20 protein-coding genes are annotated in these 24,707 nt (G+C 65.0%); 6 read left to right on the top strand and 14 right to left on the bottom strand.

Annotation, left to right across the window (positions count from 1 at the left end):
* Positions 1 to 11: 11 nt before the first annotated feature.
* The 4 genes from JCM7686_RS02755 to fabF form a co-directional block, all read right to left on the bottom strand.
* Entirely contained in the window at positions 12 to 1,352 is a 1,341-nt protein-coding gene (locus JCM7686_RS02755) for a DNA-packaging protein (protein WP_051201504.1), read from the bottom strand.
* Positions 1,303 to 1,668 (bottom strand): permease, encoded by a 366-nt coding sequence (locus JCM7686_RS02750; RefSeq protein ID WP_148292567.1) that lies wholly within the window; start codon positions 1,666 to 1,668, stop codon positions 1,303 to 1,305. Before JCM7686_RS02750 ends, JCM7686_RS02755 begins: the two co-directional genes overlap by 50 nt.
* Before the next feature lie 352 nt (positions 1,669 to 2,020).
* Positions 2,021 to 3,202 carry an endolytic transglycosylase MltG gene (gene mltG, locus JCM7686_RS02745; protein WP_020949338.1) on the bottom strand — a complete coding sequence of 394 codons (1,182 nt, stop codon included), beginning with the start codon at positions 3,200 to 3,202 and terminating at the stop codon, positions 2,021 to 2,023.
* Positions 3,202 to 4,464: a beta-ketoacyl-ACP synthase II gene (gene fabF, locus JCM7686_RS02740; protein WP_020949337.1), complete on the bottom strand. Its 1,263-nt coding sequence runs from the start codon at positions 4,462 to 4,464 to the stop codon at positions 3,202 to 3,204. Before fabF ends, mltG begins: the two co-directional genes overlap by 1 nt.
* Positions 4,465 to 4,636: 172 nt before the next feature.
* Between fabF and JCM7686_RS02735 the strand changes: the two genes are divergently transcribed.
* The 5 genes from JCM7686_RS02735 (at position 4,637) to JCM7686_RS02715 (ending at position 10,479) form a co-directional block, all read left to right on the top strand.
* Positions 4,637 to 5,818 (top strand): toxic anion resistance protein, encoded by a 1,182-nt coding sequence (locus JCM7686_RS02735; protein WP_020949336.1) that lies wholly within the window; start codon positions 4,637 to 4,639, stop codon positions 5,816 to 5,818.
* Positions 5,815 to 6,921 (top strand): DUF2927 domain-containing protein, encoded by a 1,107-nt coding sequence (locus JCM7686_RS02730; RefSeq protein ID WP_236635865.1) that lies wholly within the window; start codon positions 5,815 to 5,817, stop codon positions 6,919 to 6,921. The genes JCM7686_RS02735 and JCM7686_RS02730 overlap by 4 nt, the downstream gene beginning before the upstream one ends.
* Before the next feature lie 90 nt (positions 6,922 to 7,011).
* On the top strand, positions 7,012 to 8,190 hold the full coding sequence (locus JCM7686_RS02725; protein WP_020949334.1) for an SPFH domain-containing protein: 1,179 nt from the start codon (positions 7,012 to 7,014) through the stop codon (positions 8,188 to 8,190).
* A 56-nt stretch (positions 8,191 to 8,246) separates the two neighbouring features.
* Entirely contained in the window at positions 8,247 to 9,533 is a 1,287-nt protein-coding gene (locus tag JCM7686_RS02720; RefSeq protein WP_020949333.1) for a zinc ribbon domain-containing protein, read from the top strand.
* Positions 9,534 to 9,543: 10 nt separating this feature from the next.
* A complete protein-coding gene (locus JCM7686_RS02715) occupies positions 9,544 to 10,479 on the top strand; it encodes a carbohydrate kinase family protein (RefSeq protein WP_020949332.1) in 936 nt (311 codons plus the stop codon).
* Between the two features lie 24 nt (positions 10,480 to 10,503).
* On the opposite strand, the gene hflX is transcribed toward JCM7686_RS02715, so the two are convergent.
* From hflX to dusB, 10 genes are all read right to left on the bottom strand, one after another.
* Positions 10,504 to 11,811 carry a GTPase HflX gene (gene hflX / locus JCM7686_RS02710; RefSeq protein WP_020949331.1) on the bottom strand — a complete coding sequence of 436 codons (1,308 nt, stop codon included), beginning with the start codon at positions 11,809 to 11,811 and terminating at the stop codon, positions 10,504 to 10,506.
* Positions 11,812 to 12,045 carry an RNA chaperone Hfq gene (hfq, locus tag JCM7686_RS02705; RefSeq protein WP_020949330.1) on the bottom strand — a complete coding sequence of 78 codons (234 nt, stop codon included), beginning with the start codon at positions 12,043 to 12,045 and terminating at the stop codon, positions 11,812 to 11,814.
* 107 nt (positions 12,046 to 12,152) lie between these two features.
* Positions 12,153 to 13,778, bottom strand: coding sequence for a TrkH family potassium uptake protein (locus JCM7686_RS02700; protein ID WP_020949329.1), 1,626 nt, complete (start codon positions 13,776 to 13,778; stop codon positions 12,153 to 12,155).
* Between the two features lie 14 nt (positions 13,779 to 13,792).
* A complete protein-coding gene (gene trkA, locus JCM7686_RS02695) occupies positions 13,793 to 15,169 on the bottom strand; it encodes a Trk system potassium transporter TrkA (protein WP_020949328.1) in 1,377 nt (458 codons plus the stop codon).
* Positions 15,170 to 15,193: 24 nt separating this feature from the next.
* Positions 15,194 to 15,595, bottom strand: coding sequence for a DoxX family protein (locus tag JCM7686_RS02690; protein WP_020949327.1), 402 nt, complete (start codon positions 15,593 to 15,595; stop codon positions 15,194 to 15,196).
* Between the two features lie 60 nt (positions 15,596 to 15,655).
* Positions 15,656 to 17,044 (bottom strand): nitrogen assimilation response regulator NtrX, encoded by a 1,389-nt coding sequence (gene ntrX, locus JCM7686_RS02685; protein WP_020949326.1) that lies wholly within the window; start codon positions 17,042 to 17,044, stop codon positions 15,656 to 15,658.
* Positions 17,041 to 19,302: a sensor histidine kinase NtrY-like gene (locus tag JCM7686_RS02680; protein WP_162471792.1), complete on the bottom strand. Its 2,262-nt coding sequence runs from the start codon at positions 19,300 to 19,302 to the stop codon at positions 17,041 to 17,043. The genes ntrX and JCM7686_RS02680 overlap by 4 nt, the downstream gene beginning before the upstream one ends.
* Before the next feature lie 111 nt (positions 19,303 to 19,413).
* Positions 19,414 to 20,862 (bottom strand): response regulator, encoded by a 1,449-nt coding sequence (locus JCM7686_RS02675; RefSeq protein ID WP_020949324.1) that lies wholly within the window; start codon positions 20,860 to 20,862, stop codon positions 19,414 to 19,416.
* A gap of 10 nt (positions 20,863 to 20,872) precedes the next feature.
* Positions 20,873 to 21,994, bottom strand: a complete 1,122-nt coding sequence (locus tag JCM7686_RS02670; protein ID WP_020949323.1) for a two-component system sensor histidine kinase NtrB — start codon at positions 21,992 to 21,994, stop codon at positions 20,873 to 20,875.
* Positions 21,991 to 23,034, bottom strand: coding sequence for a tRNA dihydrouridine synthase DusB (dusB, locus tag JCM7686_RS02665; protein WP_051201503.1), 1,044 nt, complete (start codon positions 23,032 to 23,034; stop codon positions 21,991 to 21,993). The genes JCM7686_RS02670 and dusB overlap by 4 nt, the downstream gene beginning before the upstream one ends.
* 229 nt (positions 23,035 to 23,263) lie before the next feature.
* Here dusB and JCM7686_RS02660 point away from each other — a divergent pair, with 229 nt between their 5' ends.
* On the top strand, positions 23,264 to 24,646 hold the full coding sequence (locus tag JCM7686_RS02660; protein WP_020949321.1) for an L-serine ammonia-lyase: 1,383 nt from the start codon (positions 23,264 to 23,266) through the stop codon (positions 24,644 to 24,646).
* Positions 24,647 to 24,707 lie beyond the last annotated feature (61 nt).

Here is a 24,707-nt window from a genome sequence, read left to right as displayed (position 1 = left end):
AACGACCGAAGCTAAAGCCCGCGTACCTGCGGTCGCCGGAAACTGCCCGCAGGCTCGATCATCAGCTCATGGATGGCCCAGACCAGAGCATCGACCCGGTCAGGAGAGCCCTTGCCCTCAAAGCCCCGCACGGTCATGCGACACATCTGATCCTCGAGCGCGCCCAGACCGCGCAGATGCCGGACGCGGCCCTGCTCATACAAAGCCGCAACCGGCTCGGCGCGCAGCCCCTTGCCGCGGCCCGCGCGCAAGGCGCGGAAGGGCACCAAAGGATCGATCTGGCGAATGACACTCTCAACCAGATCGCCGCCCTGATTGACCTCAGCGACCAGCCGCTCGGCACCATGCCGCGCCATGGCTGCAATCGCCGCCCGCGCCCAATCCGAAGGCCCGCCCCGCACCGTTGCATCCTCAAGCACATAGGCCCGCCACTCCTGCGGCGCGCCCGCCGTGACGACGCCCGCGACGACAATCCCGCAGGCATCGCTCGCCTTGCCGCCCGTCACCGAAGGATCGACCGCCACGACAATCCGATCCAGCGCAGGCGCGGCCTCTACCCGCGCCCCCTCGATCATCGCCGTCGTCCAGAGCGCGCCCTCGATATCCTCAAGCAGCACCCCCTCGAGCTCCTGCCGCCCCAGCCGCGTGCCCGCATATCGCGCCTGCACTTCGGCCAGAAAGCTCTCGGCCAGATAGGCCCGGTTCGCTTCAGTGGGCGCATGGGTCGCGACCGTCGAGGGATTGCGCAAGATCGCCTTCAAGACGCCGACATTCTTCGGCGTCGTCGTGATGACCTGCTGAGGATGCTCGCCCAGACGCAATGCGAATTGCAGCATGTCCCAGGTCTCTTCTGCCTTCTTCCACTTCGCGAGCTCATCGACCCAGGCCGCATCGAATTGCGGCCCGCGCAATGCCTCGGGCTCATGGGCGGAAAAGACCTGCGCCACCGCGCCATTCGGCCAGACCAACCGGCGCCGCCCCGCCTCCCAGATCGGACGACGATCGGGCGGAGAGCAAGCGATGATCCCGGAATCGCCAAAGACCATCACATCGCGGCCCTGATCGAAGGTCTCGGCGACCAAAGCCACGCGCTTTGCCCGCCCGGGTGCGTCGGCGCTTGCCCCCTCGACCTGCCGACGCACCCATTCGGACCCGGCGCGGGTCTTGCCCGCACCGCGCCCGCCCATGATCACCCAGCTCTTCCAATCCCCCTCGGGCGGCAGCTGATGCGGCAGCGCCCAGAAATCGAACAGCCAGGGCAGGCTTGCCAGAGCATTGTCCGACAAGCCCCCCAGAAAAGCGTCAACCTCCTGAGGCTCGGCGGAGGCGAGCCAGCCTGCGCCCGATTTCATCTCGTGCCGCGTCAAGGTCGAGAGCCCCGCCCCCGACGCTTCCGGCAGCGTCCTTGCGTAACTTGTCAACGCGGTTCCTCTCTTCCAGAACAAGCTGCGTCGCCGCCCGCAGGTCGCGGACAAGCTTGGCGCTTTCCTTGATGTCGTCAGTGGCCCCGGCCTGAATGCGCAGCCTGAGCCGCGTCAGATCCGAGGCGAATGAATGGAACAACTCATCCGCGATGCTCACCACATCCATCGCGGCCTCGCCGGTTGCGGCGCTCTGGCCGACCGGTTCTCCCAAGGGCATGGCCCCCGGATCGAAAGTCATTGTCATGCGTGCTGCCCTGCCCTCGGTGCCTGTCCGCACGAGCGAGCCATGAAAAAGCGGCCCAAGGTCAGTGACCCGGCCGCTCGCCCATTTCTCCCAGCATGTCTAAAATCTACTTTCGACCGTTCGCCAAGTCAAAGTTTTCAGCGGTGCGAGGCGGTGCAACATGGTATTTATTCATCATTTCAAATACCTAAATGACGCAACACTGCTTGCGGGCGCTGCATCCCAGCTGTTGCGCAGCCTGCCTGTTCCACGGGAATCACCCCGCGAATCCGCATAAAAAAGGCCCGGACCATCACGGGGTCCGGGCCTTTGTCGACATCGCGAAGTCACCGGGACCAGCCCGGTTTCCGCCTCAATTCGCGCCTTGCACCGGGCTGTCGGTGGGCTGGCCCTGCTGCGCCTCGATCTCGCGCCAACGCGCGACATTGGCGTTATGCTCTTCCAGCGTGCGGCCAAAGGCATGACCGCCCGTGCCGTCAGCCACGAAGAAGATGTAATCCGTCGCCGCCGGATGCAGCGTCGCCTCGATGGCGGCTTTGCCCGGATTGGCGATCGGCGTCGGCGGCAGGCCTTGGATGACATAGGTGTTATAGGCCGTGCGCGTGCGCAGCTCGGACCGGCGCAGCCCGCGATCAAGCACCGCCTGCCCCTTGGTCACGCCATAGATCACCGTCGGGTCGGTCTCGAGCTTCATGCCCTGATTGAGCCGGTTCACGAAAACCGAGGCGACGACCGGACGCTCGGCGGCGACCCCGGTTTCCTTCTCGACGATCGAGGCCATGACCAAAGCCTCGGCGGGCGTCTTGTAAGGCAGATCCGGCGCGCGGCCGTCCCAGGCGTTTTGCAAGATCACCGACTGCTTGTTCGCCATCGCGTCCAGCAGAGCCTGCCGAGCGTCGTCCTTCTTGACCTCATAGGTATCGGGCGCGAGCGAGCCCTCGGCCGGGATCTTCGCAACATCGCCCGCAAGAAACGAGGCCGCTTTCAACCCTTCGACGATCTGCCAGCTGGTCACGCCCTCGGCGATGGTGATGCGCAGACGGGCGTCGGGCTTTTCGACCGCATTGGCGATGCCCACCGGCTCGGGCATGGTGGCGGGATCGTATTTCATCAGCTCGGCATATTGCCCCGTCGCCGGGTCCATGTCGCGCAGAAGGATCGAGTTCTCGCGCACACCGATGCGCAAGGTCACTTCGGTGCCGCAGGTGCTCGGCCCGCCTGCGGTGATCATCGCCGCGACCTGCTCCATGCTCACGCCCGCGGGCACAAGATACGAGCCATATTTCAAATCCCGCGCCTTGCCCGAATAATCGGCCCCGGCGCGGAAGATATAGGCATTGGACACAACGCCCTGCTCGGCCAGCCTTTGGCTGACCGCGCTGAGACTTGCCCCCGGCGGAACCTGCACACAGGCCTGAATCTTGCTTGGGCCTTCCGCGACATACGCATGTTTGGCCCAGGCAATCGCTCCGGCCGCGGCGACGAGCGCCAAGACCAGAAGGGTCAGCAGGTTGGACGCCAGGTTACGCCACATCAGTCTGCAACCCTGCCAAGGACAAGGCTGGCATTGGTGCCGCCAAAGCCGAAGCTGTTCGAGAGCACATAATCAACCTTGCGACGCACGGCGGCATTCGCGGCCAGATCGACCGGAGTTTCCCGCGCCGGCGCATCGAGGTTGATCGTCGGCGGGCAGATCTGGTCGCGAATCGCGAGAATGCAGAAAATCGCCTCAACCGCCCCGGCAGCGCCCAGAAGGTGGCCGATCGAGGATTTCGTCGACGACATCACGACATTTTTAGCGTCATCGCCCAGCATCCGCTCGACCGCGCCCAGCTCGATCGTATCGGCCATGGTCGAGGTGCCATGCGCGTTGATGTAGTCAAGCTGACCCGGTTCGATCCCGGCACGCTTCAGCGCCGCCTGCATCGAGCGGAAGCCGCCATCGCCGTCATCCGAGGGCGCGGTGATGTGATAGGCATCGCCCGTCAGGCCATAGCCCAGCACCTCGGCATAGATCTTGGCGCCGCGTGCTTTGGCGTGCTCGTATTCTTCGAGCACGACGACGCCCGCGCCTTCGCCCATGACGAACCCGTCACGGTCGCCGTCCCAGGGGCGGCTGGCTTTGCTCGGCTCGTCGCCGCGCGCGGTCGAGAGCGCCTTGCAAGCGTTGAAACCCGCGATGCCGATTTCGCAGATCGGCGATTCCGTGCCGCCTGCGACCATGACATCGGCGTCGCCCCACATGATCAAACGCGCCGCATCGCCAATCGCATGGGCGCCGGTCGAACAGGCGGTCACAACTGCATGGTTCGGGCCTTTGAAGCCGAAACGGATCGAAACCTGGCCCGAGACGAGGTTGATCAGCGCGCCCGGGATGAAGAAGGGCGACACCCGCTTCGGGCCGCGTTCCTTGATCAGCACGGCGGTTTCCGCGATGGAATTCAGCCCGCCAATGCCCGAGCCGATCAGAACGCCGGTGCGCTCTTTCTCTTCCTCGGTCTGGGGCTCCCAGCCGGAATCGCGCACGGCCTGCGTCGCGGCGGCCATGCCGTAAAGAATGAAATCATCGACCTTGCGGCGGTCTTTCGGCTCCATCCAATCGTCGGGATTGAACGTGCCCTCAGTGCCGTCGCCATACGGAATCTCGCAGGCATATTTCGTCACGACGTCTTTCGCGTCAAAACGGGTAATCGGACCCGCCCCGGATTCGCCGGCCAGAAGTCTGGTCCAGGTTTCCTCGACGCCCGAGGCCAGCGGTGTGACCATCCCCAGACCGGTGACGACTACTCTGCGCATTAGTGTTCCTTCCTGCGGTTCGATCCGCAGTTTCTACACGTGAGCCCGTGGGCGCGCAACGTCGAGGCGGCGGCAAGAGCGCAACACCAAACTTTTCGCTTGCGCCCTGTCGTTGAACTGACGTTGATTCGGCCTATTGTTTGGGCCGCTTATGGCAGAAGGGAACAATCGGATGACCACCGAAACGCAGCGCAACGCTCAGGCCGCGCTTGACGAAATCCAGAACGTCACCGCCACCATCCTGCCCGAGCCGTCGACCGAGGTCGTCCCGCTCGCCAAGGCCGATCTACCCGCTGCCGAGGAAATCCGCAGACGCATTTCCGAGCTCGACATGAAGGACACCGGCTCGATCATTCATTTCGGCGCGCGCGCGCAAAATGAGCTGCAAGAGATCAGCCAGGCGATGCTCGCCGATGTGAAGAACAAGGATGTCGGCCCGGCGGGTGAATCCCTGCGCAGCATCGTCTCGACCATCCGCGGCTTTTCCGCCTCGGAACTCGATGTGCGCCGCCAGCGCAGCTGGTGGGAGCGTCTGACCGGCCGCGCCGCGCCCTTCGCGAAATTCGTTGCCAATTACGAGAATGTGCAAAGCCAGATCGACAAGATCTCGATGGATCTCGACCAGCACCAGCACACGCTTTTGAAGGACATCAAATCGCTTGATGTGCTCTATGACCGCACCTTGGCCTTCTATGACGAGCTCGCGCTTTACATCGCGGCGGGCGAGGAAAAGCTGAAGGAAATCGACACGACCGAGATCCCGGCCAAGGAAGCCGCCATTCAGGCCCTGCCGGAAAACGAACAGGTGATGGGCGCGCAAGAGCTGCGCGATCTGCGCTCGGCCCGCGACGATCTGGAACGCCGCGTCCATGATCTCAAGCTGACCCGTCAGGTGACGATGCAATCGCTGCCCTCGATCCGGCTGGTTCAGGAAAACGACAAGTCGCTGGTCACCAAGATCAACTCGACCTTGGTCAATACCGTGCCGCTGTGGGAAACCCAGCTGGCGCAGGCGGTGACCATCCAGCGGTCGTCGGAAGCGGCGCAGGCGGTGAAACAGGCCAACGATCTGACCAATGATCTGCTGACCGCCAATGCCAAGAACCTGCGTCAGGCGAACCAGACCATCCGCACCCAGATGGAGCGCGGCGTCTTCGACATCGAAGCGGTCAAGACCGCCAATGCCGAGCTGATCGCGACGATCGAGGACAGCCTGCGCATCGCCGATGAAGGCAAGACCCGCCGCGCCGCCGCCGAGCAGGATCTGCAGGCGATGGAGGCCGAGCTCAAGAAAACCCTCTCCGCCTCTCAGGCACGCCAAATCCCTCAAAACGCGGGCAATTCGCGATCGTGACCCAGACTCTCTCCCTGCCTTTGGCCCTGCCGGTTCGCGCCGGCAGGCTCCGCCCCTCCCTGATCGCCGCCTGCCTTGGCGTGGCGCTGGTCTCGGCCTGCTCTGACAATCCCGCGACGACGGCCAGTGCGCCGATCACCGCGGCCGCCCCCGCTCCGCGCCCGAATACGACCGCGCTCGATAAGGCCGCCTTGCGCCGTCAGCGCGCCGCCGACACCAAGGCCGCGAATGCCGCCGCCCAAGCGGCTGCGGCCACCCCGGCCAGCCAGAACATGCGCGGCTATCTGGCCAATATTCAGGATGCCCTGCTGCAAAAGGGCAAGATGCGCACCGATGACGGCAGCGCGCTTGGACCTCTGACGGTCGAGCAGCTGGTCAACAATTTCGTCGAGGTCGCGCTTTACGACGAATATAGCCGCGAGGGCGGCAAGCTCATCCCCCGCGCCACCCCCGCGCCCTTGCGCCGCTGGGAAGTGCCGGTGCGCATGGACATCACCTATGGCGCCTCGGTCAACCCGGTCCAGCGCGCCCGCGATCGCAAGGATATCGCGGCCTATGCTTCACGGCTGCAACAGGTCTCGGGCCATCCGGTCTCGGTCACCGAAGGTCAGGGCAATTTCCACGTCCTGATCCTCTCGGAAGACGAGCGCCGCGCCTTCGGGCCGCGCCTCAATGCGCTGGTGCCGGGCATTCCTGCGGCGGATGTGCAGGCCCTGGCCGATCTCGCGCCGCAGAACTACTGCACGGTCTTCGCCTATTCGCGCGGCAAATCGGCGCATTATGTGCAGGCCGTGGCGCTGATCCGTTCGGAGCTGCCGCAGAAGATGCGGATCTCGTGCTATCACGAAGAATTGTCGCAGGGGCTGGGTCTGGCCAATGACAGCCCGACCGCGCGCCCCTCGATCTTCAATGATGACGAGGAATTCGCGCTTCTGACCCGCCATGACGAGCTGCTGCTGAAAATGCTCTATGATCCGCGCCTGCGCCCCGGCATGTCCGAGGCCGAAGCCCGCCCGGTCCTGACCCAGATCGCCACAGAGCTGCTTGCCGCCGAATATCAGAACACGCCCGCGCTTGTCGCCACCGCGGCTGGCGCAAGCTGAACCAAGCGCCCCGGACCTTGACGGAACCCCGCAGGTCCGGGAAGGCTTATCCGTCTGACGGGCATCCGCCCAGCCCCTTGCGAGGACCCCATGGCCATTTTCGATTTCCTGTCCGGCGAGTTCATCGATGTCATCGAATGGACCGACGACACCCGCGACACGATGGTCTACCGCTTCCCGACCGTCGGCCATGCGATCAAATACGGCGCGAAGCTGACCGTGCGCGAAGGTCAGGCGGCGGTCTTCATCCATGAAGGCCAGCTCGCCGATGTCTTCGGTCCGGGCCTTTACATGCTCGAAACCAACAACATGCCGATCCTGACCCGGCTTCAGCACTGGGATCACGGCTTCCGCTCGCCCTTCAAGTCGGAAATCTATTTCGTCAACACCACCCGCTTCAACGATCTGAAATGGGGCACGAAAAATCCGATCATCCTGCGCGACCCGGAATTCGGCCCGGTCCGCCTTCGCGCCTTCGGCACCTATTCGATGCGCGTGACCGATCCCGCCGTCTTCATGCGCGAGATCGTGGGCACCGACGGCCATTTCACCAGCGATGACATCAGCGACCAGCTGCGCAACATCATCGTGCAAGAGTTTTCCCGCATGATCGCAGGTTCGGGCATCCCGGTGCTCGACATGGCGGGCAATACGCAAGAGCTCGGCGGTCTGGTCGCCAAGGCCATCGCGCCGACGATCAGCCAATACGGCCTCACCCTGCCCGAATTCTATATCGAGAACATCAGCCTGCCCGATGAGGTGGAAAAGATGCTCGACAAGCGCACCTCGATGGGCATCGTCGGCGATCTGAACCGCTTTGGCCAATATGCCGCCTCCGAGGCGATGCTGAACGCCTCGACCCAGCCCGGCGGCATGGGCGCGGGCCTCGGCGCCGGCATGGGCGCCGCAATGGGCATGGGCATGGCTGGCGGGATGCTGCAAGGCTCATGGGGCGCCGCGCCCCAGCCTGCAACGCCACCCGCCCAACCGCCAGCCCAGCCCCCTTCGACCGCCGTCACCCCGCCGCCGATCCCCCAGCCCGCCAAGGTCTGGCATCTCGCGCTCGACGGTCAGGCCAGCGGCCCCTTCGCGCCCACCGAGCTCGAGCGGCTGCAAGGCGAAGGCCGCCTCACCCGCGACACCCTCGTCTGGACCCCCGGTCAGGACGGCTGGCAGCCCGCGCATGAGATCGCCGAGCTCGCCCGGCTCTTTGCCGCGACACCGCCGCCGCTGCCTCCGGTTCCGCCCGCGCCGAAAACCGGCGCCTGATCCCTTGCCCTGCGGGACGGCCGCCTGACGCCGTCCCCTCTCGCCCGGCCATCCCCATGCCCACGCCTCCGACCGAATACCGCTATCCCTGCGACAATTGCGGCGCGAGCCTCGCCTTCTCGCCCGGCCAGCAAAAGCTCACCTGCCCCTATTGCGGCCATGTCCAGGACATCGGCCCCGGCCCCGCGCGGGCCCCGGCCCGGCAATCGACCGGCGGCCCCTGGGGCGATGAGGCCATTCGCGACGACCCGGAGACCGGCGGCCAAACCGGCCGCGCCATCCAATGGGACGCCGGTCGCAAAGCCCCCGAGCTTGAAGAAATCCCGCTCGAAAAGGGCCTGCGGCTTGACCAGAACAGCGACCTGACCGAACAGATCAAGACGCTCTCCTGCCCGAATTGCGGCGCGAAGATCGAGGTCACATCCGAGCAAACCGCCTCGACCTGCCCCTTCTGCGCCACCCCGGTGGTGACCGACACCGGCATCTCGCGACAGCTAAAACCGCAAGGCGTGCTGCCCTTCCTCATCACCGAGGCACAGGCGCGCACCGCACTCGACGCCTGGATGAAAGGGCTGTGGTTCGCGCCTTCGGGGCTCACCGCCTATGCCAAGCGCGGGCGACGGATGAGCGGGATCTACTCGCCCTTCTGGACCTTCGACGCCGACAGCCGCTCGGTCTATTCCGGCCAGCGCGGGGATTATTACTACGAGACCGAATGGGTGACGATGGAGGTCAACGGCAAGCGCCAGCAGGTCCCGCGTCAGGTCCAGAAAATCCGCTGGACCTCGGTCAGCGGCAGAATCTCGCGCCATTTCAACGACGTGCTGGTCCTGGCCTCGAGCTCGCTGCCGCGCCGGATTACCGATGCGCTCGCGCCTTGGGACCTCTCGCATCTCGCGAGCTACCGCCCGGAATATCTCGCGGGCTTCATGGCCGAGGGCTATACGATCGCGCTCTCGGATGGCCATCAGATCGCGCGCGAGGAAATGGCAGGGGTGATTGCGATGGATGCGCGCCGCGACATCGGCGGCAATGTCCAACGCATCGAGACGCTGCAATCGGATTTCTCGAGCGAGACCTTCAAACATATCATGCTGCCGGTCTGGACCGCCGCCTATCGCTACAACAACACCTCCTACCGCTTCGTGGTCAACGGCCAGTCCGGTCGGGTGCAGGGCGAGCGGCCCTATTCGATCTGGAAGATCGCCTTCGCCATCCTGCTCGGCCTGATCCTCGTCGCCGGTGTGATGCTCGCGACCCAAGCGCGCAGCGCCGAGCCCGAGACGACCGCCGCCGCGATCACGCTCGAGCTCCCGGCGCGCGCCCAGCCCCCTGCGCCATGAGCCCGCGCCGATGATCCTCTGCGCAGGCGAATCGCTGATCGACATGGTGCCCTCGCCCACGGGCTTCACGCCGCTGCCCGGCGGCGCGGTCTATAACACCGCCATCGCCTTGGGCCGCATGGCCGAGCCCACCGCCTATCTTTGGCCGATCTCGACCGACCCTTTCGGGGAGGCGCTGCTCGCCCCCCTTCATACCGCCGGGGTCGAGACCCGCCTCTGCCCGCGCACCGACCGCCCCACCACGCTCGCCTTCGTCACCCTGACGGGGACCGAGGCGCGCTATTCCTTCTATGATGAGGGCTCGGCCGGGCGCCTCTTCGCGCAAAGCGACCTCCCCGTGCTGCCCGCGAGCACCGCCGCCCTCTTCATCGGCGGCATCAGCCTCGTCCCCGAGCCCTGCGGCACCACGATCGAGACCCTCGCAGAATGTGCTCATGCCCTCGGGATCCCGGTGATGATCGATCCCAACATCCGCCCTTTCTTCATCACGGAAATACCCAGCTACCGCGCCAGACTAGATCGGCTGATCGCGCTCGCGGATCTGGTGAAACTGTCGCAGGACGATATCGACTGGCTCTGGCCCGATACGCCCCCCGAAGAGCTGATGACCTCGCTTCTGGCGAAAGGCCCGAAGGCGATCTTCCGCACGCTCGGCGCGGCGGGGGCCGAGGTCTGGTGGGCGGGCGGCTGTCTCAGCCTGCCCGCGCAGCCGGTTGAGGTCGCGGATACGATTGGCGCGGGCGATACGTTCAATGCGGGCGTGCTGGCCGCGCTCCGCCAGTCGGGCGCGCTGGGGCGAAGGGGGGCCGCGCCGGGTCAGATCGCGCTTAATGAGACCAACCTGCGCGCGGCTTTGACGCTTGGCATCAAAGCCGCCGCGCTCACCGTCTCGCGCAGTGGCGCCAATCCGCCTTGGGCGGATGAGCTTGCGCGCGGGCAGCCCTGAGCACGCCCCCGAAAGGGCGCGCCTTCAAAGCGCGTTAAACGTGTTTTCCTGACGCTCGGTCCAGCGCACTTGCAGCCGCACGCCGCTTGCGGTCGGGCGCTCGCTCGTCACCACGCCTTGCTCATGCAGCCAGGCGCGGCGGCGGCCGTCGCCATGCGAAAGCTCGACCACCGAGTCATGGATCGGATCGTCGAGCGCCTTGGTCAGCACGCTATCGACCGTTTGCAACAGCGCGTCGATCCCCTCGCCCGAGAGCGCGCTGACCGCCTGCACCCCTTCGGTCCGCGCATCGGTGCGCAACAGCGCGGCGCGGGTTTCGGGGCCGAGTGCGTCGATCTTGTTCCAGACCTCGATCAGCGCGACATCCTCGTCAACGCCAAGCCCGTCGAGGATCTCGCCGACATCGCCCGCTTGCTCTTCGGTCTCGGGATGGCTGATGTCGCGGACATGCAGGATCAGATCGGCTTCCAGCACCTCTTCCAGCGTGGCGCGGAAGGCCGCGACCAGCTCGTGCGGCAGATCCGAGATGAAACCCACCGTATCCGACAAGATCACCCTGCGCCCCGAGGGCAGCCGCATCTGGCGCATCGTCGGGTCTAGCGTCGCGAAAAGCTGATCTTTCGCCACGACCTCGGCCCCGGTCAACTTATTGAACAGTGTCGATTTTCCGGCGTTGGTATAGCCAACCAGCGCCACGATTGGATAGGGCACCTTCGCGCGCGAGCGCCGGTGCAGCTCGCGCGTGCGCACGACCTTTTCCAGCTGCCTGCGCAGGCGCGTCATCTGCTCATCAATGGCGCGACGGTCGGCCTCGATCTGGGTCTCGCCGGGGCCGCCGACGAAGCCAAGCCCGCCGCGCTGACGCTCGAGGTGGGTCCAGGCGCGGACCAGCCGGGTGCGCTGATAGGCCAAAGCGGCCAGCTCGACCTGCAAGACGCCTTCCCGGGTCTGGGCGCGGTCGGCGAAAATTTCGAGGATCAGGCCGGTGCGGTCAAGGATCTTGACCCCCCATTCCTTTTCCAGATTGCGCTGCTGCACCGGGGTGACCGGCCCGTCGATCAGGACCAGCTCTGCGCCTTCGCCATCGGCGACGGCCTTCAGATGCTGGGCGACCTCTTCGCGCTTGCCCTTGGAAAAGAGCATCCCGGCCTCGGGCGTGCGCAGGCGAACGACCTCGGCCCCCTCGACGGTGATCGCGGGAAGAGCATGGGCCAGCGCCACCGCCTCCTCAAGCGCAAGCTCGGGCGAGCGGCGGGTGCGCGAATTTCCCAGATCGGGATGGAGGACATAGGCCCGCGTCGGCAGGGCCCGCGTCTCGTTATTGTCGGACAATCAGTCCTCGCCTTCGTAAAGGCTGATCGGCTGGCCCGGCATGATCGTCGAGATCGCATGTTTGTAGACCAGTTGCGATTGGCCATCACGACGCAAAAGCACACAGAAATTGTCAAACCAGGTGATGACACCCTGCAATTTGACGCCGTTGATCAGGAAGATCGTGACCGGAACCTTGGCTTTGCGCACATGGTTCAGAAATGCGTCTTGCAGATTTTGCTTGTCACCGGCCATGAATGACACCCTCCCGGATTCTTGGTTTTGTTTTGTGAACATCTACGTTAGCCAATCCAGCCTTGCAAGGCGGGCTGTATCAGTCAAACAAAATGCGTGACCTCAAATCAACGCCGCCAGATTTCGGGGTTGAAGAGCGCGAGGATCGCAAGTGTCTCGATCCGCCCGACAATCATCGCGCCCGCAAGCACCGCCTTGGTGAAATCCGGCAGCCCGGCCCAGCCCGCCCAAGGCGCGCCAGCAGCCCCCGCGCTGCCCTCGAAGGTCGGCGTCAGCGGGATCGCGCCGGCGAGCGGGCCGGTGTTCGTGAGCGCCGAGACCGCCAGAATGGTCGCGCTTTCGAACTCGATCCGTTGCAGCGAGATCAGCGCGACGACCACGGCAATCGAGATCGCGAACAGCATGAAGAAGATGAAGGCGAGAAACGCGCCCTCGGTGCGCAGCCGCCGCGCCATCCGGCCCCCGCCCGCGACGGAATTCGGATGGATCAGCTTTTCCATCTCGCGCTCGGCATGAGCAAGAAGCGCATAGATCCGCAAAAGCTTCACGCCCCCCGCCGCCGTCGCGACCCCTCCGCCCATCATGGCCAGCCCCGCGAGGATCAGCCCCGGCGAGGTCAGCCCCGACCAACTGCGCGCGCCCTGCCAAGAGCCCGAGTTCCAGCCGGTGGTGGTGAGATAGCTCAGCGCATTGAAAAGCCCGCCCCAGCCTGCGACCAGCGCGCTGTCGAAGCTCGAGCGCAGATCCTCCGGCTGGTTGCGGCTGATCTCGACTGCGCCGATGAAATGGCGCGCGAACAGCACGAAAGCCACGCCGAGAACCACCAGAGCCGCCAGCCGCAGCTCTGGGTCGTCGCGCCAGAGCTCGCTTGCGCGCAGCTCGCCCCCGCCCGGCCAGAACCGGCGCGACAGCGCGGGCAGCATGAAAAGCACGACCACGACCTCGCCGCCAAGCCCGCTATATTGCCCGGTGCCCGCGCCCAGAGGCGTGATCCCGCTGGTCGAGATCGTGCCCATCGCTCGCATCAGCGCGACAAGGCCGGGATCGCCCAGCATCAGAAGGATGATCCACAATGCCAGCGTCAGCACGGCATAGATCGGCAGCACGGTCTTGCCGATGCGCAAGACCCGGCTGACCGGATCGATGAGCTCGGTGTTGAAGGCGGGGGAGGAGGAAAAGCTCTGTCCGCTCGCACGGCCTCCGGCGCGGGCGGCTGCGCGTTGCCTGCGGCTGTCCTCACCATAAGCATCCGACATCAGCTCGAAACCGCCGATGCGCAAGGGCGCGAGGATCGCGGTGGCCGAGGCGAGGATGAAGAGCCCGCCCATCCAGCCGACGATACCGCGCCACAGATGCAGCGGCTCGGCGACGCGGTCGGGGGAGTAAAGCGAGGCGCCGGTGGTGGTCAGGCAAGAGACCATCTCCCACCAGGCGTTGAAAAAGCCGGTATCGGGCAGCGCGACCATCACCGGCACGGCAAAAAGCGCGGGCAGGATGGTCATCACCCCGATCACCGTCAGCAAAAGCGTGCGCGTGGTGTCGCCGCGCGGCGCGGCGGCGCTGGCGATGCCAGTCACGACGATCAGCACCATCAGCACCAAGGCCGACATGCGGAAGATATCGGCGAGCTTTTCCTGCCCCAAAACCGCGGCATAGCTCGCCGGGATCAGCATCAGGGCCGTGCCGATCCCGGCAAGGATCACCAGAAGCGGCAGGCGGTTGAGAATGGTCATCCCGCGCGCCTCCGTCAGAAAAAGTCGATCGAGACCTGAAGCAGGCGGTCCACCTCGGCGACATCCTTGGCGAGCGCGAAAATGACGACGATATCGCCCTCTTCGATGCGCAGATTGCCATGGGGTTTCAAGACCTTGTCGCCCTTTTGCACCGCGCCCAGCAGCGCGCCTTCTGGGAAGTCGATATCGCGCACCGCCCGGCCGGAAATCGGCGAGGTCGAAAGCACCTGCGCTTCGATCACCTCGGCCTCGGCGTCACCGATGGAATAGATGTCGCGCACCCGGCCATGACGGACATGGCGCAGGATCGTCGAGACGGTGGTGGCGCGCGGGTTGATGAAGGCGTCGATGTCGAGCGCGCTCATCAAGGGCATCATGGTCGGGTCATTGACCAGCGAGATCGCAAGCTTCGCCCCCGCCTGTTTGGCGCGCACCCCGGCGAGGATATTCGTCTTGTCATCCTCGGTCACCGCGACAACCGCATCGGCGCGGGCGACCCCGGCCTCGTCGAGCAGCTCGGCCGAAAGCCCGTCGCCATGCAACACGATGGTGCGGTCCAGTTCATCCGCGGCCTCTTCGGCGCGCGAGCGGTCACGCTCGATCAGACGGGTGCGAATGCGCTCGGGGCGGCGCTCCAGCTCTTGTGCGACCGAAAGCCCGACCAGACCCGCGCCGATGATGACGACGCGTTCCTGCTTTTCCGGCGGCTTGCCGAAGATTTCGAGCGTGCGTTCGACATCCGACATCAGCGCGCAGATATAGATCTGATCGCCCGCGAAAAGCTGATCGCCCGGATCGGGCGCGATCAGCTTGCCATTGCGGCGCACGCCGACCACGATGGCGTTGAGCGAGGGAAACATCTCGTCGAGCTGACGCAAAGGCGTGTTCAGCGCCGCGCAATCGGCCTCGAGCACGATGCCCAGAAGCTGCAACTTGCCATCAAGGAAGGTCTCGGCGTCAAAGGTCGAGGGCGCGGACAGGCGCTGCAACACCGCGCGCGCAACCTCGCGCTCCGGGCTGATGACCACGTCGATCGGCAAGTGGTCGGTGCGGTAAAGGCTCGAATAGATCGCATCGAGATAGGCCGGAGAACGCAGCCGCGCGATCTTGCGCGGCACCTGAAAGACCGAATGGGCGACCTGACAGGTCACCATATTGACCTCATCCGAATGGGTCGCGGCGATGACCAGATCGGCATCGCGCGCCCCGGCCCGGTCGAGCACATCGGGATGGCTGGCAAAGCCGGTGACGCCCTGCACATCCAGCGCATCGGTGGCGCGGCGGATCAGCTCGGGGCTGGTGTCGATGATGGTCACATCATTGCGCTCATTCGACAGATGGCGCGCAATGTTCCAGCCAACCTGACCGGCCCCGCAGATGATGATCTTCATGTCCCGTCCGGTGCTTGAGCGCGGCTATTGCGTCGTGGAGGAGCTGAAAAGCCCGATCAACGCATCGACGCTGATCGGCCCCGGTCCCGAAAAGACCAGATAGAGGAAGACAAAGCAAAACAGAACCGCCGCCTCGCCGCCGTTCAGGAACGGATAGAAGCTCTTGCGGGCATGGCCGATGAAATAGGCGAAGGCCGCCACGCCCGAAGCGACGAAGGCCGCCTGACGCGAGAAGAGCCCGATGGTCAGGAAGGTGCCGAGCACCAGCTCGAAGAGGCCCGCCACCCAATAGATCGACAGGACCGCCGGACGCTCGTCCCATTTCGGAAAGCCCAGCACCTTGGCGGTGCCGTGGCTGAGGAACAAAAGCCCGACCATGATCCGCAACAGGCTGAGCATATAGGGCGTGAAGAAAGTCAGATCCATGCCGGTCTCCGTTCGGCGCAAAAGAGGCAAAGCGCCACCGTGTGGGTGGCGCCTCCTCGGTCAGTGACCGACAAGCTCATCCTCGACCCGGACCCCGCCGACGACGCCCAGAGATTTCAGCTTGCGATGCAGCGCGCTGCGCTCCATCCCCACGAATTGAGCGGTCCGGCTGATATTGCCACCAAAACGGTTGATTTGCGCCAGAAGATATTCGCGCTCGAAAAGTTCGCGCGCATCGCGCAGCGCCAGCGAGGTGATTTGCGGCCCCAAAGCCAGCACATCGCCGTTTTCCGAGCCGCCATTCTGCGTCTCAAGCTCGGCCGGCTGGATCGGGCCGGTGCCCTCGCCGAGGATCAGGATCCGCTCGATGACATTGCGCAGCTGGCGGATATTGCCCGGCCAGCGCATCGCCTGAAGCGCAGCCACGGTTTCCTCGGGCAATTCGCGCAGGGGCAGGCTTTGCGTCGCGTTGAACTGCTCGATGAAATATTCGGCCAGAACCGGAATATCCTCGCGCCGGTCCGAGAGCGCGGGCACGGCAATCGGCACGACGTTCAGGCGGTCATAGAGCTCCTGGCGGAACCGGCCAGTGGCGATTTCCACCGTCAGATCGCGGTTCGTCGAGGAGATTACGCGCAGATCGACCCGGACCTTGTCGGTCCCGCCCGAGCGAGTGAATTGCTGCTCGGTCAGCACGCGCAAGAGCTTCGGCTGGGTGCCAAGCGGCATATCGGCGACCTCGTCGAAATAGATCACGCCGCCATGGGCTTGCTCAAGAAGACCGACCTCGATGCCGCGTTCGGGCGTCTCGCGGCCAAAAAGCACCTCTTCCATGCGCTCGGGCTCGATCGTGGCCGAAGAGACGACGACGAAAGGCTCGGTCACGCGCGGGGATTGGGCGTGGATATAGCGCGCCGCCAGCTCTTTGCCGACGCCGGGCTCGCCGGTCAGCATGACCCGGCCATTCGATTTCGCGACCTTGTCGAGATTGTCGCGCAACCGTTTGAACGAGGTCGAGCCGCCCAGCATTTCCGCAGTCTTGCTGTCGCCGCGCTTGAGGCTGGCATTCTCGCGGCGCAAGCGGTTGGCTTCCAGCGCGCGGCTGATGACAACCATCAACTGGTCGATATTAAAGGGTTTTTCGATAAAGTCGTAAGCGCCCTGTTTGATCGCGGCAACCGCGATCTCGATATTGCCGTGACCGGAAATGATCACCACCGGCACATCGGGGTTGTTGCGCTTGACCTGTTTGAGAATGTCGATCCCATCCATCTTGCTGTCCTTCAGCCAGATATCGAGGATCATCAGCGACGGCTCTTCGGTATTGAGCTCGGCAATCGCTTGGTCGGAGTTCGCGGCCATGCGGGTCGCGAAGCCCTCGTCTTGCAGGATATCCGAGATGAGTTCGCGGATGTCCTTTTCGTCGTCGACAATCAGAATATCGCTCATTTTATTGTTTCCTGCTCGGGTTTGTTGTTGTTTTGCCGACGGTTCGCCATCCGCACGGCCTGTCTTTCCTTCAGCAACCGGACCTCAGCCATCGCGCCCTGTCCGTCAGGCGCATCGGTGAGGGTCAGGCTACCGCCGTGTTCCTCGACGATCTTCTTCACGATCGGGAGGCCGAGCCCGGTTCCGCCGGGCTTCATCGTGACATAGGGCTCGAACAAGCGGCCACGGTCTTCGGGAAGGCCCGGGCCGTTGTCGATGATCCGCACCGTGACCGCATCGGGCGCGGTCTCGAGCGAGACGCGGATGACCGGAGCCCAGCCCTCGGGCGCGTTCGGCGCGAATTCATCGACCGCCTCGCCCGCGTTTTTCAGCAGATTGGTGAAGACCTGATTCATCATGCCGGGATCGCAATCGACCTTGACCGGCGTGTCCGGGATCTCGGTCAAGACCGAACCATGCAGCGCGTCATGCTGGATCACCACCGCCTCGCGCAACAGCTTCGCCAGATCGGTTTCCTTGCGATCGGGCTCTGGCATCCGGGCAAAGCGCGAGAATTCATCGACGATCCGGCGCAGATCATTGGTCTGGCGGATGATGACGCCGGTATATTGCTCAAGCGCATCGAGATCATCTCCCGCGACCTTGGAAAACTTGCGCTTGATGCGCTCAGCCGAAAGCTGGATCGGGGTCAGCGGGTTCTTGATCTCATGGGCGACCCGGCGCGCGACATCGCCCCAGGCGGCCATACGCTGCGCGCCGACCAGTTCGGTCACATCGTCGAATGTGACGACATAGCCTTCGACATCGCCCGCCTCGCTGCGCCGCATCGCCATGCGCACCAGCAGGCTTTCAATCTGGCCGCCGCGCGACATGCGGATTTCATCCTGCACGATTTCCGAGACGGTCTGGCCCTGCGACAACCGCTCGAACAGCGGCGCGAATTCGGGCACCGCCTCGGCCAGAGGCCGGTCAATGTCGCGGTTCGGGTCGAGCCCGACGAGACGCGTCGCGGACCGGTTGAGGAAATCGATCTCGCCCGCCGCATCAAGCCCGATCACCCCAGCCGTCACCGACGACAGCACGGAATCGAACAGCCGGCGCTGGCCTTCGGCGGCGCTGTAAAACTCCATCAGCTCGACGCGCTGCGCCTTGAGCTGACGGGTCATGCGGTTGAAGGACTGGCCGAGCGTCTGGATTTCGTCGCCGGTATCGGGCTCGGGGATCTGAAGATCGAGATTGCCCTCGCCGACCTGTTCCGAGGCCTCGGCCAGACGCCCGATCGGGCGCGAGAGCCGTTCAGCGAACCACAGCCCCAGCCAGATCGCCGCCGCGACCAGAAGCAGCGCAAAGCCCAGATAAAGCAGGGAAAACTCAAAGAGAACCCGACCGCGTTCCTGTTCAAGCCGCTGATATTCGCCAACAGTCTGGCGGGTGTCGTCCAAGAGCCCCAGCAGTTTGCCATCGACATCGCGGGTGACATAAAGGAAGCGGTCAGCCAGAGGCGGCAAGGGCACCAGCGCGCGGAATTCGTTGTTCGGCCAATCCTCGATCAGCACGAGCCCTTTCGAGCTGGCCTCGTCGAATTCCTCGGGCGTGGGCTGCTCATACCAGAATTGATAGCTGCGCTCGCCGCGCGCGCGGATCGTGCCGCGTCCGTCAATGACATAGGCCTCGCGCAGGCCGCGCTGGATCAGCGGTTGGCCCTGCCCCAGAAGCACGCGCAGCTCGCCATCATCCAGCATCGGATTGGCCCGCGCCGCCTGTTTCAACGCATCGCCGAGCAGCTGGGCGTCATTCGTCAGATCGCGGCGATGCTCGTCCTGATAGGCCTCGGCGGCGGCCAGCGAGCTCGAGACCACCGATTGCACCCGGCCCGAGAACCAGCCCTCAAGACCGATGGTGAAGGTGAGCCCGGCAAAGATCGCGACCAGCACGGTCGGGATCAGCGCGACCGCGGCAAAGACGCCGACAAGCCGCATGTGGAGCCGCGATCCGGCGGCCGATTTGCGCCGCGCCGCGACGATCTGCACCATGCGCGCCGCGACAAGACCTGTCAGCAAAATCAGATAGATAAGGTCGGCCAGCAGCACCAGCCGCAGCACCGACTGGCTGGTATGTTCGCGCCCGATCTCGCCCATGACAAAGAAAGTCACGGCAGCCAGAATAGGGCCAAGGACGGCCAATCCGACCGCCGAGAAGTTCTGAAGCTTCCGCTGGCGCCGCAGGCGCTCCAGCCGGGCCCAGGTTCGTTTCGACAACGTTCCCGTCAACTGTTCCGTCTCCGCCACCGCGTTTCTCGCGGTCTGTCCCGCTATACGCGGTTAAGTTGTGGCCTCAATGCGACTGTTTCGCGGCCATCTGTGGCGGTTTTACATCAGCTTGCGGCGTCTTGTCACCTCGATATTAAGTTCGGTGAGCTTCTTGCGCAGGGTATTGCGATTTATGCCCAGAAGATCGGCGCACTTTAGCTGATTGCCCCCGGTCGCATCGAGCGCGAGCTCCAAAAGCGGACGCTCGACCTCTTGCATGATGCGGTCATAAAGGCCGGGCGGCGGCAGCTGGTCGCCGTGCAGATCGAAATAGCGCTGCAAATGCATCTCGACCGATTGCGAGAGCGGTGATGCGCCGGGCTCTGGGCTGCGGATCACGGCGCGCGACAAAGCGGGTTCTGCTACAGGCTGGGCGGTGCTGCGCCCCTGCCCCGCCAGCGCGAAGGCTGGCGCGCCTTGGGCCAGAATGGCCTCGACCTCGCTTGCGGTGATCTCGGCCCCAGCGGCGGTCAGCGCAAGCCGGCGCATCAGGTTTTCCAGCTCGCGAATGTTGCCCGGGAACGCATAGGCGCGCACCAGTGCCATCGCGCCCTCCGAGAGACTGCGCTGGGGCAGGCCCTGCTCGGCGGCGCGGGCAAGCAGATGGCGCGCCAGCGGCGGGATGTCATCGACCCGCGCCCGCAGCGGCGGCACCGTCAGCGTCACCCCGGCCAGCCGATAGTAGAGATCGGCGCGCAACCGGCCCTGCGCGACATCGTTTTGCGGCTCGGGCCCGGTGGTCGAGATCAGCCGCGGCGCATGAGCGCGGTCCGAGCCGCTTTCCCAGCTTTCGATAAAGCCGATCAGCCGCGCCTGAGCCGCGGGCTCGAAGGAGGCCGGGTCTTCGATCAGCAGCGTGCCGCCGCGCGCGCGAAGCCCGGCCTGCCGGATCGCCTCTTCGCCCGGATCGGCCGAGGTCAGGATCGCAACGCCCTGCCCCTTGCGATCGGAAAAATCGTGGAAGGAATGAGCGACGGTGGTCTTGCCCGCGCCCGGCTCGCCCGCGATGATAACCGCGAGATCGGCATTGAGCACGCGCGCGACCATGCGAAACAGCACCTGCATCGCGGGCGCCTGCCCGATCAGCGGCAGCGTCGGATCGCTCACCATCGGGGCGGGCTCGGCCTCGGGACGCCGCAGCTTCGGACGCCGCGCCAAGGCCTCACCCGAACGCGTCATCAGATCGGGCAGATCGAAGGGCTTCGGCAGATAGTCGAAGGCCTCGGCCTCGGTCGCGCGGATCGCGGTCACGATGGTGTTCTGCGCCGAGATCACGATCACCGGCAGATCGGGGCGCAATTTGCGGATCGCGGGGATCGTGTCGATGCCATTGCCATCGGGCATCATCACATCGGTGATGACCAGATCGCCGCGCCCTTCCTCGACCCATTTCAGCAATTGGCCAAGACTGCCTGTCGCATGGACCCGACAGCCCGCCCGCGTCAGCGCCTGCGTCAGCACGGTGCGGATGGTGCGGTCGTCGTCGGCGATCAGAACGGTTCCGTCCATGGCGGGCTCCTCAGGCTTTGGGCAGGGAAATGCGGAAAGTGGTGCGGCCGGGGCGCGAGTCGACATGCAGCCAGGCGCCGTGATCGCTCAGGATCTTGCTGACGAGCGCGAGGCCAAGCCCGGTCCCGTTCTCGCGGCCCGAGACGAAAGGCTCGAAGATCTGGTCGGCAATCGCCTCCGGGATACCGGGGCCGTCATCCTCGATCTCGATCTGGAGCGGCAGCGATTGCCCGCCCGGATGCGCGGCTGAGGGGGAAAGCCGCAAAGTGCCGTCGTAAAAGCTGCGCAGCCGGATGGTGCCATCAGTCCGGCCCTCGATTTGGCTCGCGCGCAAAAGCGCCTCGGCGGCGTTCTTGACCAGATTCATGCAGACCTGCACCAATTGATCGGCATCGGCCAAGGCGGGCGGCAGCGAGGGGTCGTAATCGGTGACGATCCGCAGATCCCGCGCGAAACCGACCGAGGCCGATTGGCGCACGCGTTCGAGCACGTCATGGACATTGACCGGGGCCAGCCGGGGCGCGGAGGTGTCGCCGAACCGCTCGACCTGCTCAAGCAGCGCGACGATGCGGCGCGATTCCTCGACGATCAGATCGGCCAAATCGCGGTCGCTGTCGGGCAGGTTCATCGCCAGAAGCTGCGCCGCGCCCCTAATGCCTGCCAGCGGGTTCTTGATCTCATGGGCCAGCATATCGGCCATGCCAATCGCCGCCCGCGCCGCAGAGCGCACCGCGACTCCCTGCCCCAGCCGCGCCGAGCCATCCGGCGCGATCAGCACCATCACGCTGCCCGCGGGGCTGGCGACCGGGCCCAGATGGACCGTCGCGCTGTGGTCGCTGTGCCCACCGGCGCGGTCGCCGATCTCAAACCGCAGCCCGGGTCGGGTCAGCGCGTCATGGCCGTCCCGCGCCCGCGCGATCAACGGCGCCAGAGGCGGCACGATGCGCAGCCGCATCTGCATTTGCGCGCCCTCAAGTTCCTGCCCCAAGGCCGAGCGCGACGAGAGATTCAGGAAAGGCTCGGCCAGATCGTTCATTCCCGCGATCCGCCCCTCTGCGTCGATGATCAGCGCGGGAAGCGGCAGACGTGACCAATTGGGCCCGATCTCTGCGGGAATGAAGGGGGCGCTCATGATGGGGCGCTGTCGTCAGCGGTGACGGTGCCCTGCCCCGGCGCATCGGCAAAACCCGCGCGGATCGCGGCGCGGGCGGCATCCGCACTTGGCGCGCGCAACAGCTCGGCCCGGTTCGGCGCGTGGGCCTCCTCGGCATACCAGCCGAGATGCTTTCGCGCGACGCGGGCGCCCAGTTCGGTGCCGTAAAGCGCCAGAATATCCTCGTAATGTTCCTCGACCGCATCGGCGAGCGCCGCGCCTTGCGGCACAACAGGCGCGGGCGTGCCCCACAGCTCATGCGAGATCTGCGCGAGCCGCCATGGCGCGCCCTGCGCACCGCGCCCGACCATCACCGCATCCGCGCCGGACGCCGCCACAGCCGCGCGGGCGCTGGCCGCATCGACGACATCGCCATTGGCGACCAGCGGCGGCGGCACCGGCAAATTCGCGACCGCATCGCGCACCACGCGGATCGCCGACCAATCGGCGGTGCCTGTATAGAATTGCGCGCGGGTGCGGCCGTGAACGGTAATCATCCGCACTCCCGCCGCCACGGCGCGACAGGCAAGCTCTGGCGCGTTCAAGCAATCGCTGTCCCAGCCCAGCCGCATCTTCAGCGTCACGGGCAGATCAACCGCGCCAACCACGGCATCAATCAGCCGCAAAGCATGGTCGAGATCACGCATCAGCGCCGAGCCCGACAGCCCGCCCGTCACTTTTTTGGCCGGGCAGCCCATATTGATGTCGATGATCCGCGCGCCCATGCCCGCCACGATCCGCGCGGTCTCGGCCATCGCCCCGGCCTCGCGTCCGGCGATCTGGACCGAGACCGGCAATTCGCCCTCGGTCAAAGCCTTGGCGCGCACCGAGGCGCGATTCGACGGGCGCGGCGTCACCATCTCGCTTGAAGCGACCATTTCGCTGACCATCAGCCCCGCGCCACCATGGCGCGCGACCGCGCGGCGGAAAGGCAAATCGGTGATCCCGGCCATCGGCGCCAGAAAGACCGGCGCACCAAGCCGGATCGTGCCAAGAGTGATGGGATCGGGCTGCGTCATGATCTTCTCGTATGGTTTCTCAGGGGCGCCGCGAAGGCCGAACATGCTCACCGGGACGTGCGAATCCGGCAAGATCGCTGTCTTTGCACGATTTCGAGACAGAATGCACGAAATTCAGGCAGAAAATCACTTGCCAAATGTCGCAGCCTTGCTTTGAACCCGTCGTAATCTGACTGGCAAGCCTTAGATAGAGCGGGCAGTCTAGCGAGCAAGTTCAAGGAGACGCGCCATGTTCCTGTCGGTGTTCGACATGTTCAAAATCGGGGTCGGACCGTCCTCGTCCCATACAATGGGGCCGATGGTCGCCGGAGCCAGATTCCTCGATAAACTGCGGGCGCAACCTTTCAAGGTTTACGGGCTCCGCGCCAGCCTGCACGGCAGCCTTGCCTTCACCGGCAAAGGCCATGCGACCGACCGCGCGACGATCCTCGGCTTAGCGGGTTTCGTGCCCGCGACCATGGATGCCGAAAAGGCAGAGGCCGCGCTCGCGCTCAACCGCGAAACCCATGTGCTCTCGCCCGAGGGTCTGGGCGATCTGCGCTTTGACCCGGAAAAGGACCTGATCTTCGATTATGACCGCAACCTGCCCGGCCATGCCAACGGGATGATCCTGTTTGCCACCGACAGTCAGGGCGATGTCATTATCCAAGAGGTCTATTATTCGATCGGCGGCGGTTTCGTGATGACCGAAGCCGAACTGGCCGCCAAGGGCGACGAGACCCGCTCGGATGCCAGCCCGCGCGTGCCCTATCCCTTCCAAACCGCCGCCGAGATGCTCGATATGGCCGCGAAATCCGGCAAATCCATCGCCGAGATGAAGATGGAAAACGAGCTGCAATATCGCTCGGAGGCCGATATCCGGCAGGGGATCATGAAGATCTGGCAGGTGATGCGCGATTGCATGGATCGCGGTCTGGCCACCGGAGGCACCTTGCCGGGCGGGCTGAACATCCGCCGCCGCGCGCCTGCGATTCTTGAAAGCCTGCAGCGCGAAGCAGGCATGAACCTGACCGCGCCCCATGTGATCAACGACTGGATGTCGACCTATGCCATGGCGGTGAACGAGGAAAACGCCGCCGGGGGTCAGGTCGTGACCGCGCCGACGAATGGTGCGGCGGGCGTCGTGCCTGCAGTCATCCGCTATTGGCTCGACCATGTGCCGGGCGCGTCAGAACGCAATGTCCCCGATTTTCTGCTGACCGCCTCGGCGATTGGTGGGCTGGTGAAGCACAATGCCTCGATCTCGGGCGCGGAATGCGGCTGTCAGGCCGAAGTCGGTTCCGCCTCGGCGATGGCGGCGGCGGGGCTTGCCGCGGTGCTCGGCGGCTCGGTCATGCAGGTCGAGAATGCCGCGGAAATCGCGCTGGAGCATCACCTCGGCATGACCTGCGATCCGGTGCGCGGGCTGGTGCAGGTGCCCTGTATCGAGCGCAACGGCCTTGGCGCGATCAAGGCGGTCTCGGCCGCGAGCCTCGCGCTGCGTGGCGATGGCCAGCATTTCGTGCCGCTGGATGCCGCGATCGAGACCATGCGCCAGACCGGGCAGGACATGTCCGAGAAATACAAGGAAACCTCGCTCGGCGGGCTCGCCGTCAACGTGCCGAACTGCTGAGCTTCGCCTTGAACGGGTAAAATTCGCCGAGATCAGTGTCATTTGCGCCTTTGGTCTCGGC

The sequence above is a fragment of the Paracoccus aminophilus JCM 7686 genome (assembly GCF_000444995.1).
GTDB classification, from domain to species: Bacteria; Pseudomonadota; Alphaproteobacteria; order Rhodobacterales; family Rhodobacteraceae; genus Paracoccus; species Paracoccus aminophilus.
The sequence above is the reverse complement of the archived record's forward strand: the minus strand, read 5'-3'. Positions and strand labels throughout refer to the sequence as shown.